Genomic DNA, 12,738 nt, shown 5'->3' with positions numbered 1-12,738 from the left:
CCCGGGCATGTCGCGGCAGGAAGGCGGAATGTGACGCTGTTTTCTGCAGTTCCGGCCGTACACGCGAACGCGATGGTCGAGACGCCCTTCTGGGAAGACATGGATCTCGCCATTGGCATCGTCCGGGGCGAGATCGAGAAACGCTGTACCCTACGGTTGACTGATCTCGATTCCTCTGCACAGCCAGAAAATGGAAGCAAACTTCAATTGCAGCGCCTGCGCCAGTCGGGAGAACTGGAGCGCATCGGCATGATCATAACGCACAGCCGCTACCGTGAATTCGATGCCGAAATCGTCAATGGCACCAGTGAGCTTTTCAAAGGCACCAGCGGCGCCCTCCTGTTCTCCGGAGAGACGCCAGCCGGCATGATTATTGAGGCTCTCTCGGCTACATCAGGACGCTTTATCCGGATCGAAGAGATCTTTTTGAACGTCAACCGGTGGGTGAAGCGCCGTTCCGGATTTGCAGTGTCTGAAGCGCGCCCGGCAGGCCCGAGCTCTCAGCCAAGCAAGGAGAGCCCATTTGAGCTTGCAAGCGCCTCTCTGCCGCCCATCGACCCCAAATATTCGGAATACAACCTGAGCGGATCCGGAAATTATGTGTTTAAGCTATCCGCTCCAAACCGCATCGCCTTCAAGGCGAAGGGGAACACGGCGGTTACCTTGTCAAAAATTGAAATGCGCGCAACACCAGAGCCAGAGGTGAGCATTCCCCGCAATGTCGTGATCGAACTCTCCAACACCGAAGATGGAATGCGGACACGCGTTGGCGCAGCCGCAGAGATGGGGCCTGACGGTATTCTCGACATCACGCTTAATCAGAAGGCGCGCTGGGTCTTCATCACCATCAGGTCCGCATGGGACAGCACGACAGTCGGCCTCGACACCATCCGGTTCGAGTAGCAAAGCTATCGCAACTGTATTCGGACAGGAACCTGCTCAGCCCAGCCCAAGTCTACATTTCCGGCCAGAGCCGCATCGTCGTTGAATGTGACCTGGTTCCAGTTATCGTCGAACCTGACCTGAATGACTTCCGGACGAACCATAAGCCAGCATCTGCCGCCATTGCCCTTATCGATGTAGCAGTCCCCGGACGGATCATATTCACCAACAGTCATGCTGACGGCGGCAACGCCGGATCCATTGGGCTGGACCTTGAACCTGTTCTCCATCGCCCGGCTGAAGTCCCCTTTCGATCCCTTTTCGGAAAAGAACATGTCGATACGGGGATTGGTCGCCAGAAAGCCCTTGAGCGCCTCAGCGCGCACAGCCGGATTTGAGCTGTACAGGCCATGGTCAGCAGCAAGCTTGATCAACTCCGGATCTCCGGAAGCCAGCATGACCTTCAGCGCAGCCAGCGCCCGCTTTGGGTCGGAATGATCTAGCAGCGCGATATACTCGCTGCCCTTCGACATCTCCTGATCAATCTGCTTCTGCAGATCCTCGACGGACAGAGATTGCGCAGGGCAAAGCACCGGCCAAAGACAAGCTGCAATGGCGATGAGAAGACGCATGAGTTCTCTCAGTTGCTGATGGGGATACGAAGTGCGACGGGATTCTCAACATCGGGAAGTTTGATTTCTCCGACCAGCTCCCCCTTGTCGTTCATTTTCAGCGCAGCCTTTCGGTCAAGCACCTCGATTGAGGCCCCAAGATCTGACACATTGAAAAAACAAGCTGTGTTACGAAGTTTACTCGGATAGCATCTTGTTTCCGGATTAAACTTACCAATTGGCGCAAGAAAATATCCTTGCCCAGCCGCATCAACAGATCCACGCAGATAGTCTTGGATTACGTTTTTATAGCGAGCGTCCTTCGCCCCACCCTCAACATTGGTGTAGATGCCCATATTGGGCGAACCGCCAAGATACCCCTCAAGTGCCAGCCTCTGCACCACGGGATTAGGGCTGTAGATCCCATAGTCCAGCGCCATACGGACTAACTTAGGGTCCCCGGATTCAAGCATGACCTCCATCGCGGCGATGGAGCGGTTTGGATCTTGATCGTTCAACAGCGCCTGATATTCGGAGACTGCTGAGACCTTGGCGTCAATTTTACCCTTGATGTCTGAAGGTTTTAGCGATTGAGCCCCAGCATGACCGCTGATGAAAAGAGCCAGTACAAGAACACCCAGACCAGAAACAGAGCGCAACTTCAATTCTCCCCCGCACAATAGATCCAGTTCAGGATTGTATGTGCCGGAGCCTAAATCAAGCGATAATCCTGCCAGATCTGCATTCCGTCTCCGGCTTCTGGGGCTGCGGGGTATATTTCCACTCAATTCAGCCAAAGACGTACCAGCGCCGCTTCCGGCGTTTCGAGGCCGCCGTTTTCGACGCCGCAGGACCACAGGCCCGCACCGGCAGCATAACTGCCGGGGATGAGGCCGCCTTGCTCGCATTGGCTGACGGCGCGGATGCGCTTGCCCGCAGCCACTGCGTCACGAAGGGCGCCAAGCACGTCCTCGCAGGACATGGCCGTGCCGGAGCCAAAGACGCGCAGGACTGCCCCGTCCAGTTCGGCGAGCGCCGCCCGCAGCATCGAAGCGGGCATACCCGGAGACAGGGACAGCACGGCGATACGCCGGTCATCAAAGCGGCGGCGGGCGGGCAGGCCCGGCTTCAGCTGCGGCGTGGCGCGGAAGGCATCAGCATCCTGGCTTTCATGCTTCACCAGCCCTTCAGCCGGCATCAGCTTTCCGTCAAAGGCCAGCCACACGCCCTCACCCGGCTGGAAGGCCGCCCGGATGGCGAGATCGAGATTACCCTCTGCGTCGCCATGATGATGCAGCGGCACCATGGAGCCGCAGAGAACCACATGCCGTCCAAGCCCCGCCAGCGCCTGAGACAGGGCCGCGCCCGTGAAGGCCATCGTATCCGTGCCGTGGGTGATGATCACCGGCGCACCGGGATGGGCCTCGATGGTCTCCAGCATTTCATTCCAATGCGAGGGGCCAACGTTGGAGCTGTCGAGAAGCGGGTTGAAGACATGCGCCGCCAGCACAGCGCCCTGCGGCAGCCGGGCAGCCAGTGCCTCTTCCACGATCCCTGCCATGGGCGCAAGACCGTGCTCGGTGTCACCCATGCCGATGGTGCCACCTGTGTGTATAAGCAGCAGCTCCATCACGCAGCCGCCCTGTGATGCTCAAGTGCAAGGCCTGCCAGCGCAGCCGCGACCGCGTCCGTTACGTCGATCAGAGTCTTGCCCTGAACAGGGCGCGCGATCAGCGGAAGCTCGGTACAGGCCAGCAGCACCGTCTGTGCTTCCATGGCGAGGATGATCTCCTCCAGCCGCGGCGCAAGCGAGGCATCCGTGCTGCCAAGGCGCTTCACATCGTGGATAAGCCCCTGCAACGCCTGAGGCTCGGCCGGGGTCTCCAGATCAAAGACCGGGGTCAGCGTTGCATAGGCGGAATACTCATCCAGAGCGACAACGGGCGCCGCGCCCAAAAGCCCGACACGCGCAGAGCCGGAGCGCCGGATTTCGGAAGCCACGACGGACTGGAACGACACCAGCCGCGCACTCGCGCCCATCTTGGCCAGCAGCACCTCGATCTTCGGCGCGAACCAGTTCAGCGTGTTGCAGGCAATGGCGAAAGCATCCACCTGCGGCGCAATCTGCCGCACGGCCCGCTCCATCGCGGCCCAGACGGCATCTTCGTTTTCGCGCAGGTCCATCGACAGGCCGAGTTCCGGCTCGGAGACGGCAACAAGGCGCGGCGCATCAAGATCGCCACGGAAACTGCAGCCCATCATGTCCTGTGTGTGGCGCAGGATCTTGGCCCACATGTCCAGACCCGCCTCAGGGCCCGATCCGGTGATGATGCCAAGGGTGTAAGCTCTCTGGTTCATGGTGTTCCCCCTTTGCCAGATGGTGCAACCCCGCAGTTTCCTTGACAATTCGGCATTCTTCCACTAAGTGACGCATTCTTGTGCATTTTTAGCATCAAAGAGCGCAAATGGACGAAATCGCCGGGAACCTTCGCCTGCTTTGCTCCTACCGCCCCTCCATTTCCCATGTGGGGCGGGACCTCGGCATCAACCGCAGCCAGTTGAACCGGTATCTGGCGGGCACGTCCACGCCGCGCACGGCCTTGATGCGCAAGATCTGCGATTACTTCGGCGTCGAGCCCTACGAGATGATGCTGCCGCACAAGGAGTTTGCGGAGATTGTCCGCATTCGCGGCCTTGGCAATGACACGGTGACCCGGCGCCTTCGGCAGCATTTCGATCAAGTGATGACGCTAAGCGACGCCCGCGTCCAGAACCTGACAGGCATGTTCTATGAGTACTACTACTCCATGTCGCAGAAGGGCAAGATCATCCGTGGCCTCGTCGTTTTCACGATGGAAGACGGGCATATGTTCTACCGGCGCCTGGAGCGGATGGGCCAGCACGACCGCCCTTGCCTGCGCCACTACCGCTATCAGGGCGCAGCACTTCTGACTGGCGACCGGGTATTCATGTCCGACTATGAATACAGTGCCGGCATCGAGTTGACGCAGACCATCCTCTATCCGGACTATTCCCTGCGCTGGACGCGCCTGCACGGTGTGAAGCTCGGCGTCTCAGCCGACCAGATCCACATGCCGTGCTGCGTGCGCGTCTATCTGGAGCGCACGCCTGCAAGGCTCAACATCACCGGCGCCCTGCGCAACTGCGGACTGTTCACCCCCGAAGACGCGCAAATCCCCCGGCACGTGCTGGAAATGATCGACAACACCCAATCCGGCCCCTTCACCTTCGACGCCTACAGCAGGCGGTGAACTCACCAGAGCCCAGCAATCCTCACACCTTGCGCCAGCCAAGCCCCTCTTCCACGGAACCACCGCGCGGGCGGTATTCGGCGCCAATGGGGGAGGACCAGCCGAGGGCATCGATGCGGGGGAGGAGCCAGCGGTAGTCGAGTTCGCCCCGGTCAGGCTCCCCCGGTCCGGCACGGCGGCGATCTGGATGTGGCCCACATGAGGGAGCGCAGCTTCGAGCCGGCGCAGCACATCGCCCTGCTGGATCTGGATGTGATAGCAGTCGAACATCAGCTTGAGGTTCGGCACGCCAACGGCAGCAATGATGGCCAGAGCCTGATCGGCGCTGCTGAGGAAGTAGCCCGGCGCATCATGGCGGTTCAGCGGCTCGATCAGGATGGTGAGCCCGTGCGGTGCGGCCAGTTCCGCGGCATAGGTGAGATTGGCGCGGAAGGTGGCTTCGGAGGCATCTGTCACCGGGGCCTTGCCCGCCATCACATGCACCGCGCCGCAGCCAATCGCGGCCGCATAGGTGATGGCCTCACTGATGGCGGCGCGGGCTTCTGCCTCTCGGCCCGGAAGGGCGGCAAGGCCGTTGTCACCGGTGGCCACATCACCCCGGCGGGTATTGAGGCCCAGCATCTTCAGGCCGGTCTCGTGCAGCGCCGCCTTCACCTCATCAGCGGGCGTCTCATAGGGCCAGTGGCATTCCACCGCGTGGAAGCCTGCTGCCTTTGCGGCGCGGATCGCCTGCGGCAGCGGCAGGGCGGACCACAGGAAGCCGAGATTGGCGGAATAACGCGGCATCAGTCCCACTCCACATTGAATTTCGTCACCAGACCGCGGATCTGCGCGTCCGTAAGCAGCTTTGGATTGAGCCCGCGCGTCAGCAGCGCAAGCTTTGCCGTCTCTTCCAGCTCCTCGATGGCATAGACAGCGGATTCCAGATCCTTGCCCGCCACAACGGGGCCGTGATGCGCCAGCATGACGGCGGAACGCTTGCCCGCAAGGCCACGAATGGCATCGCCCATGGCCGGATCGCCGGGCATGAAATACGGCAGCATCACCACCTTGCCCAGCTTCATAACGCCATAGGCCGTCAGCGGCGGCAGCATGTTGTCCGGGTCCGTGTCCGGCAGCAGCGACAGGGCCACCGAATGGCAGGAGTGGAGATGCACCACCGCCCCCGCCGTGCTGCGGGTTTCATAAAAGGCAGAATGCAGCGGCATTTCCTTGGTGGGCTCGTCCCCGCCAATGAGGCGCCCGGTGGCGTCAAAACGGCTGAGGCGGGCGGGGTCAAGACTGCCCATGGAGCTGCCGGTGGGTGTCACCAGCAAGCCGCCATCTTGCGTGCGCACCGATATGTTGCCCGAGGACCCGCCGGTGAGACCCCGCTCGAAAATGGAGCGGGCCATGGCGCAGATCTGTTCCCTCAGGCGCGCCTCGCTGCTCATGCCTGCCCCTCCAGCCGCCTTGCGGCCTTGGCGAAAAAGTCTTCCGCACCGAAGTTGCCGGATTTCAGCGCAATGACAAGCCCAGGGCCCGCCCGCATGGCGGGCACACCGGGATCAATCTCCGGCCCGATTTCCAGCGTGCCGGGCTTCAACCCCTCGACCACGGCGCCGGAGGTTTCCCCGCCTGCGCTGATCAGCCGGGTAACGCCGCCTGCCACAAGGCAGCGCGCCAGTTCCGCGAAGAAGCCTTCGAGCGCGGCGGCTGCCTTTTCCTTGCCGTGCCGCTCCTGCACGGCGCGCACACGGGCGGGATCTGCGGAGGAATAGGCAAGCGGCAGCCCCTCCTGCGCAAGGCACCAGTCCGCCACCGCCTGCGCGGTCAGTTCCCCGGCGATCACCTTGTCTGTATCAATCTCGAAGGCCGGGCTCGTCTGCCTGTGGGCAGCAACCTGCTTCTGCGTCATCACAGAGCAGGAACCGCAAACGGCTGCCGCCCTGCCTTCGCCCTGCCCCTGCCAGCCGGAAGAAGCCCCGCTGATAAGGCCCGCCTTGCGGAAGTTGGCCGGGAGTCCCATGGCAATGCCGGAACCGCCGGTCACCAGCTTGCGGCTGGCTGCGGCTTCGCCGATGGTCATCAGGTCCTCGTCCGACAGCGCATCGGTCACGATCAGCCCGCGCCCTGCCCCGCTCTCACGCTGAAGCGCCGCCTCGACGGCAGCCGCACCTTTGGCCACCTCTGCGTAGGACACGTGACCGACGCTGCCCTTCACCTGACGGGCGAGCACGCGGCGGATATCCGGGTCGGTCATGGGGGTGAGCGGATGGTGCTGCATGCCGCTTTCGCTGAGCAGCCGGTCTCCGACAAAGAGATGCCCATGCACCAGCGTGCGGCCCGTGGCCGGGAACACCGGGCAGAAGATCACCGCATCTTCACCCAGCGCCGCTGCCAGCGCCTCGGCCACCGGGCCGATGTTGCCTTCATCCGTGCTGTCGAAGGTGGAGCAATATTTGAACAGGAACTGACGGCAGCCCTGCGCCTTCAGCCAGTCCAGTGCCTTCAGCGACAGGGCTACAGCCTCGGCGGCAGGGATGGAGCGGGACTTGAGTGCCACAACACCGGCTTCCACATCCGGCGCGGCAGGCGCATCCGGCACGCCGGTATATTGCACCGTGCGCATGCCTTGCTTTGCCAGCGTGTTGGCCAGATCGCTGGAGCCGGTGAAATCGTCGCCAATACAGCCAAGCAGCATCATGCGCCTCCCGGCAGGGTGAGCCCGGCGTTGCGGGCATAGACCTTGGCCACCGCTGCATCATCCTCACCGCCAAGTCCGGAGCCTGCAGCGGCCATGAACTGTTGCAGGGCAGCAGCCGTCAGCGGCGCACCAAAACGCGCTTCCGCGGCAATGCCCAGCACAATGCCCAGATCCTTCGGCCAGATGTTGATGGCCGAGCGGGGCGCATAATCACCATCGACCACATGCGGAGCCCGGTTCTCGAACATCCAGGAGGTGCCTGCGCATTTGGAGATGACCTCGACGATGTGGCCCGGCTCCAGCCCTTGCGTCATGCCGAAGGTCAGCGCCTCGCCCATGGCGGCAATATGCACCCCGGCGAGAAGCTGGTTGACCGCCTTCATGGCAGAGCCTGCGCCCGGCTCGCTGCCAAGTTCAAAGACGGTTTCGGCCATGGCATCGAGCGCAGGCCCTGCACCGTTGAAAGCGTCCTGCGAGCCCGAAGCCATGATCGACAACTTGCCCGCTGCCGCCTTGGCTGCACCGCCCGAGATCGGAGCATCCAGATAATGCAGCCCCAGGCCCGCACAACGGGCCGCCATGTCCTTGGCAAAGGACGGGGCAACGGTGGCGCAGGAGATGATGGTGGCGCCTTTGCGCATACGCGGCGCCCAGCCATCGGCGCCGAAGAGCACCGTTTCCGTCTGCACCGCATTCAACACCACAACCACCAGAACATCGGCCTGCGGCGCGGTGTCTGCGGCGCTGGCCGCCTGGCCGCCTTCAGCCACCAGCCGGGCCATGGCGGCAGCATTCACATCCGCCCCATGCACCTTGTGGCCGGCCCGCAGCAGCGACTGCGCCATGCCGTAGCCCATTGACCCAAGCCCTACGACCGCAACATTCAGAACCATGATCAGGACCCCATGAAGATTTCGACCGGCCACAGCGTGATCGCCGGAATGTAGGTGATCAGCATCAGGCAGAAGAACACCACCAGCACGAACCAGATGAGCTGCGGGATGATCTTCTCCAGCGGGATTTTCGCCACGGCGCAGGCAGCAAAGAGATTGACCCCGAGTGGCGGCGTGATCATGCCGAGCGCCAGATTGACGACGATGATGAGGCCGAAATGCACCGGACTGATGCCGAAGCTGACCGCAACCGGCGTCAGGATCGGAGCCAGAACCAGAATGGCCGCCGACGTTTCAATGAACATGCCGACAATCAGCAGCAGCACGTTCACTGCCAGCAGGAAGGACCAGGGCTCCGAGAAGACCGTCTTGATCCAGTTGGCCACCTCGCCCGGAAGGCCGGAGCGGGCAATGAGGAAGGAGAACAGCGCCGCAGCCGAGATGATGAGCATGATGGTGGTGGTGGAAATCACCGTCTGGCGCAGGATGCCGGGCAGCGCCTTCAGCGGCAGTTCCCGGTAGAAAACCATGCCAATGACAAGCGCACAGGCCACAGCGGCGACGGAGGCCTCCGTCGGCGTGAACACGCCCGCATAGATGCCGCCGATGATGACAAAGGGCACCAGCAGCGCCGGAACCGCATTGACAAAGGCGGGCCACAGCGCCTGCCGGTCCTCACCATCATGGATGCCGATACCGCGCAGGCGGCAGATGATCATGACCGTCACCATCAGCGCACTGGCCACCAGAAGGCCGGGGCCGAAGCCCGCGATGAAGAGCTGCCCCACCGAAGTTTCCGTCGAAACACCATAGAGGATGAGCGGGATCGACGGGGGAATGAGCACGCCGAGTTCGGCGGAGCTTGCCTGAATGGAAGCGGCCAGCGGCTTGCCATAACCGTGCTTCACCATCGCCGGAATAAGGATGGAGCCGATGGCAAAGGTGGTGGCAACGGAGGAGCCGGAAACGGAGGCGAACATCATGCAGGTAAGCACGCAGGAACACGCAAGCCCGCCCTGGATGCCGCCGACCAGCGCCTTGGCCAGTTCCACCAGCCGCCGCGAAATGCCGCCTGCGGACATCAGATTGCCAGCCAGGATGAAGAGCGGGATGGCCATCAGCGGGAAGCTGTCCAGCCCGACGAACATGCGCTGCGCCACGAGCAGCAGCGGCAGATTGCTGCCGAAATGAATGCCGGCAATGGAGGCAAGGCCGATGGCAATGGCAATCGGCACGCCCATGAAGAAAAAGACCAGAAGCGATACAGCAATGACGGCGTTCATCCCTGCGCTCCTTCCACCGGCGCGTCACCCGGCATGCCATCGCGTGCGGCGCGCAGCATGGCGCCAAGTATGGCAATGCAGGCAAACACAGCCCCCACCGGCAGCGCGGCATAGACCCAGGCGATGGAAATCTCGAGGGCTGCAAGCGTCTGGCGCACCACCCGCCCGGTCATGTTCCAGCCCTGCCAGAACAGGATGACAAAGAAGATGAAGGAGAGCAGCATCGCCAGTTGATAGAGGGCAAGGCCGAGGCGGCGGGGCAGCGAGCGCTGGACAATCTCCATCGAGATCATCGAGCCGCTGCGGATGGCACCGGCCGCGCCAAGGAAAACACACCAGATGATCGCGGAACGGGCCGCAACTTCCGACCAGGTGGAGGGCGTGCCGAAGACGAAGCGGGTCGTCACCTGATAAAGCGCCATGACCGTGGCGATGACCAGAAACGCCATCGCCAGCCGCAAGGCCGTTTCCGACAGGATTTCATCGATTTTGAGAAGGAAGGACATGATGACGCCTCACCCGAGCGGAAGGGAACGGGCTGCCGGCGCATAACGGCCGGCAGCCCGCCGGGGTGTCTTGAGGTCGGCCCGGCTATACCCGGACCGCTGGAAAAGCCTTACTGAACGGCGCGGATGCGCTCGATCATCTCCGGGCCATACTGGCTGGTGTAGATCTCGTAGGACGGCTCAGCGATCTTGGCGAAGGCTTCCTTGTCCACGGTCATGGTCACTTCCATGCCGTTGTCCTTCATCAGCTTCACGCCTTCGGCTTCCTGCTTGTCCACTTCGGCGCGGGTGGCCGCGACAGAGGCCTTGGCCGCTTCCATGAACCAGCCACGCTCTTCCTCGCTCAGGGCATCCATGCGGATGGGCGAGGCCAGCACGACGGCCGGAGAGTAAACGTGGCCCGTGAGCGAGATGTACTTCTGCACTTCCCAGAACTTGGAAGCGGTGATCACCGGGATCGGGTTCTCCTGCCCGTCCACGACACCCTGCTGCAGGGCGGCGAAGACTTCCGGGAAGGCCATCGGCGTCGGTGCGGCACCCATGTCCGTGAAGGCCTTCATGTGCACCTTGTTTTCCATGGTGCGCACCTTGAGGCCCTTCAGATCATCGGGCGCTGCGATGGCGTTCTTGGAGTTGGTGATGTGGCGGAAGCCATTCTCCGACCAGGCAAGGCCAACGAGATTGTTCTCGCTGATCTTGGCCAGCAGCTCCTGTCCAACTTCACCATCCAGTGTCTTGCGGGCATGGGCATAGTCACGGAAGAGGAACGGCAGGTCGAGGGCATAGACTTCCGGCACGAAATTGCCAAGCGGACCACTGGACGTGATCACCACGTCGATGGAGCCGATCTGCAGGCCTTCGATCATGTCACGCTCGCCGCCGAGGGTGCTGGCCGGGGCTTCCTTGCCGGTGTACTTGCCGCCAGACAGCTCTTCCAGCTTGGCGATGAAGGCGCGCGCGCCAGCACCGTAATGCGACTGGGCGGAAATGGCGTGGGCGACGGTAATGACTTCCTGAGCCTGTGCAGCACCTGCGGTGAGCGCCAGCGCACTGGCAGCAAGCATCAGATTTCTGAAATGAAACACGGCGGTTTTCCTCCTGATTGCCTGCCCGGACCACCGGACAGACGCGCCCCGCCTCTCCCGGCCGGGCAGACCCGATCTGGCAAGTTCCGGACGCCACGCTTTTCATGCGGCAGCATCCCGGCCCTTGCGCGCCGGTCCTCCCAGACCAGCATGCGGAAACGGTAATGCACTCATGACAGCGCTGTCAATCCATCAAATCCGATCATAATGGAACTACATTTTCAGCGAGAATCCGCTCGTTTCCGCAAATTCTGCAAATGACAGCGCTGATCATTTCTGACATTCTCCAACCATCAGCCAAGTCCTTGCGGATGATGCAGCATGAAGCGTGTGAAGCTCAGTCAGGTGGCGGAACTTGCCGGTGTCAGCGAGATCACCGCCTCGCGGGCGCTGCGCAATGGCGCCAATGTGGCCCCGCAAACGCAAAAGAAGGTGGCAGAGGCGGCCCAGCAGCTCGGTTATCTGCCCAACCGGATTGCCGGATCACTGGCGGGATCTGCCTCCAACCAGATCGGCGTCATCGTCCCTTCCCTCACCAACAACGTGTTTCCGCAGGTTCTGCAGGGGCTGGAAGGCAAGCTGACCGCTGCCGGATACCACACGATTCTCGGCGTCTCCGATTACCTGCCGGAGCGCGAGGAGGTGATGATCCGCACCATCCTTGCCTGGCGCCCGGCTGCGCTCGTCATCGGCACGGCGGGCCTGACGGATATCAGCCGCAAGATGCTGGAGCAGGCGGATGTGCCCATTGTCGAGATCATGGATTGCGACATCGAGCCCATCGACATGGCCGCCGGAATTTCACAGGTGCAGGCAGGCAAAGCCATCGGCTACTACCTGACTGGCCGGGGCTATGAACGCCTCGCCTATATCGGCCACGATCTTGAGGCCGACCGGCGCGCCGGAAAGCGGCGGGAGGGCTTCCTCGCTGCCGCAAGAGAGACCGGCGCCAGCATCACCGCTGAACTCACCGCCCCTGCTCCCTCTTCCGTGGCGCTTGGCCGGGAACTAACCGCCCGGCTTCTGGCAGAGGCCCCGGAACGGCCGCAAGCCATATGCTATTCCAACGACGACATGGCCGTCGGCGGCATCTTCCACTGCATGGCAGCAGGCCTTGATGTGCCGGAAGACATTGCCATCTGCGGCTTCAACGGCCTCGACATCGGCCAGCAGCTGCCCTGCCCGCTCACCACCATCGAATCCGGCCGTACAGGCATCGGCGAACAAGCCGCCGCCATGATCCTCTCCCGCTTCCACGGCACCCCCACCCCCACCCGCCTCGACACAGGCTTCCGGTTGCTGCGAGGGGCTTCGGCGTAAGAGGGACGGGTCTGAAGCGCTACGCAACAGACTGCAACTGTTAGCGCCAGCGTCCCCCTCACGTGTGAGCGGCGCACTGCCTGCAATCCAGCTCAGGCGGTCGCCCCGGGCGAAGCGACGCGCAGACCTGGGGACCACTCGCTTGCTGAGAGGCCTGTGTGCTGAGCCTTCCGGCCAACGCCTACCATCCCTATGCAAGA

Annotated in this window: 13 protein-coding genes and 1 pseudogene; 3 read left to right on the top strand and 11 right to left on the bottom strand. The window is 62.4% G+C overall.

Going from position 1 to position 12,738, the window contains the following annotated elements; all coding sequences use genetic code 11:
• Positions 1-30: 30 nt before the first annotated feature.
• On the top strand, positions 31-903 hold the full coding sequence (locus tag ACQB61_RS02560; RefSeq protein ID WP_430511366.1) for a hypothetical protein: 873 nt from the start codon (positions 31-33) through the stop codon (positions 901-903).
• A 5-nt stretch (positions 904-908) separates the two neighbouring features.
• Here the strand turns inward: ACQB61_RS02560 and ACQB61_RS02555 are convergent, their stop codons facing one another.
• The 4 genes from ACQB61_RS02555 to ACQB61_RS02540 all read right to left on the bottom strand — a co-directional run bounded on the left by ACQB61_RS02555 (position 909) and on the right by ACQB61_RS02540 (position 3,851).
• On the bottom strand, positions 909-1,514 hold the full coding sequence (locus tag ACQB61_RS02555) for a hypothetical protein (RefSeq protein WP_430511365.1): 606 nt from the start codon (positions 1,512-1,514) through the stop codon (positions 909-911).
• Positions 1,515-1,522: 8 nt separating this feature from the next.
• Positions 1,523-2,152 (bottom strand): hypothetical protein, encoded by a 630-nt coding sequence (locus tag ACQB61_RS02550; RefSeq protein ID WP_430511364.1) that lies wholly within the window; start codon positions 2,150-2,152, stop codon positions 1,523-1,525.
• Positions 2,153-2,277: 125 nt separating this feature from the next.
• The gene (locus ACQB61_RS02545) at positions 2,278-3,123 is read right to left on the bottom strand and encodes an asparaginase domain-containing protein (RefSeq protein WP_430511363.1); all 846 of its coding nucleotides are present in this window, start codon (positions 3,121-3,123) and stop codon (positions 2,278-2,280) included.
• On the bottom strand, positions 3,123-3,851 hold the full coding sequence (locus ACQB61_RS02540) for an aspartate/glutamate racemase family protein (RefSeq protein WP_430511362.1): 729 nt from the start codon (positions 3,849-3,851) through the stop codon (positions 3,123-3,125). The genes ACQB61_RS02545 and ACQB61_RS02540 overlap by 1 nt, the downstream gene beginning before the upstream one ends.
• A gap of 107 nt (positions 3,852-3,958) precedes the next feature.
• Between ACQB61_RS02540 and ACQB61_RS02535 the strand changes: the two genes are divergently transcribed.
• A complete protein-coding gene (locus ACQB61_RS02535; protein WP_430511361.1) occupies positions 3,959-4,765 on the top strand; it encodes a helix-turn-helix domain-containing protein in 807 nt (268 codons plus the stop codon).
• Between the two features lie 22 nt (positions 4,766-4,787).
• On the opposite strand, the pseudogene ACQB61_RS02530 reads toward ACQB61_RS02535, so the two are convergent.
• From ACQB61_RS02530 to ACQB61_RS02500, 7 genes and pseudogenes are all read right to left on the bottom strand, one after another.
• Positions 4,788-5,551: pseudogene (locus ACQB61_RS02530) on the bottom strand (hydroxypyruvate isomerase family protein).
• Positions 5,551-6,198, bottom strand: a complete 648-nt coding sequence (locus ACQB61_RS02525) for an aldolase (protein ID WP_430511360.1) — start codon at positions 6,196-6,198, stop codon at positions 5,551-5,553. The pseudogene ACQB61_RS02530 and the gene ACQB61_RS02525 overlap by 1 nt, the downstream one beginning before the upstream one ends.
• Positions 6,195-7,448 carry a 3-oxo-tetronate kinase gene (otnK, locus tag ACQB61_RS02520; protein WP_430511359.1) on the bottom strand — a complete coding sequence of 418 codons (1,254 nt, stop codon included), beginning with the start codon at positions 7,446-7,448 and terminating at the stop codon, positions 6,195-6,197. Before otnK ends, ACQB61_RS02525 begins: the two co-directional genes overlap by 4 nt.
• The gene (ltnD, locus tag ACQB61_RS02515) at positions 7,448-8,344 is read right to left on the bottom strand and encodes an L-threonate dehydrogenase (RefSeq protein WP_430511358.1); all 897 of its coding nucleotides are present in this window, start codon (positions 8,342-8,344) and stop codon (positions 7,448-7,450) included. Before ltnD ends, otnK begins: the two co-directional genes overlap by 1 nt.
• A gap of 2 nt (positions 8,345-8,346) precedes the next feature.
• Positions 8,347-9,627: a TRAP transporter large permease gene (locus ACQB61_RS02510; RefSeq protein ID WP_430511357.1), complete on the bottom strand. Its 1,281-nt coding sequence runs from the start codon at positions 9,625-9,627 to the stop codon at positions 8,347-8,349.
• Positions 9,624-10,133: a TRAP transporter small permease gene (locus ACQB61_RS02505; RefSeq protein WP_430511356.1), complete on the bottom strand. Its 510-nt coding sequence runs from the start codon at positions 10,131-10,133 to the stop codon at positions 9,624-9,626. Before ACQB61_RS02505 ends, ACQB61_RS02510 begins: the two co-directional genes overlap by 4 nt.
• A 110-nt stretch (positions 10,134-10,243) precedes the next feature.
• Positions 10,244-11,218 (bottom strand): TRAP transporter substrate-binding protein, encoded by a 975-nt coding sequence (locus ACQB61_RS02500; RefSeq protein WP_430511355.1) that lies wholly within the window; start codon positions 11,216-11,218, stop codon positions 10,244-10,246.
• 321 nt (positions 11,219-11,539) lie between these two features.
• Between ACQB61_RS02500 and ACQB61_RS02495 the strand changes: the two genes are divergently transcribed.
• Positions 11,540-12,538, top strand: coding sequence for a LacI family DNA-binding transcriptional regulator (locus ACQB61_RS02495; protein WP_430511354.1), 999 nt, complete (start codon positions 11,540-11,542; stop codon positions 12,536-12,538).
• The last annotated feature ends 200 nt before the right edge of the window (positions 12,539-12,738 follow it).

The organism is Pannonibacter phragmitetus, assembly GCF_050510895.1.
GTDB lineage: Bacteria > Pseudomonadota > Alphaproteobacteria > Rhizobiales > Stappiaceae > Pannonibacter > Pannonibacter phragmitetus_B.
The sequence above is the reverse complement of the archived record's forward strand: the minus strand, read 5'-3'. Positions and strand labels throughout refer to the sequence as shown.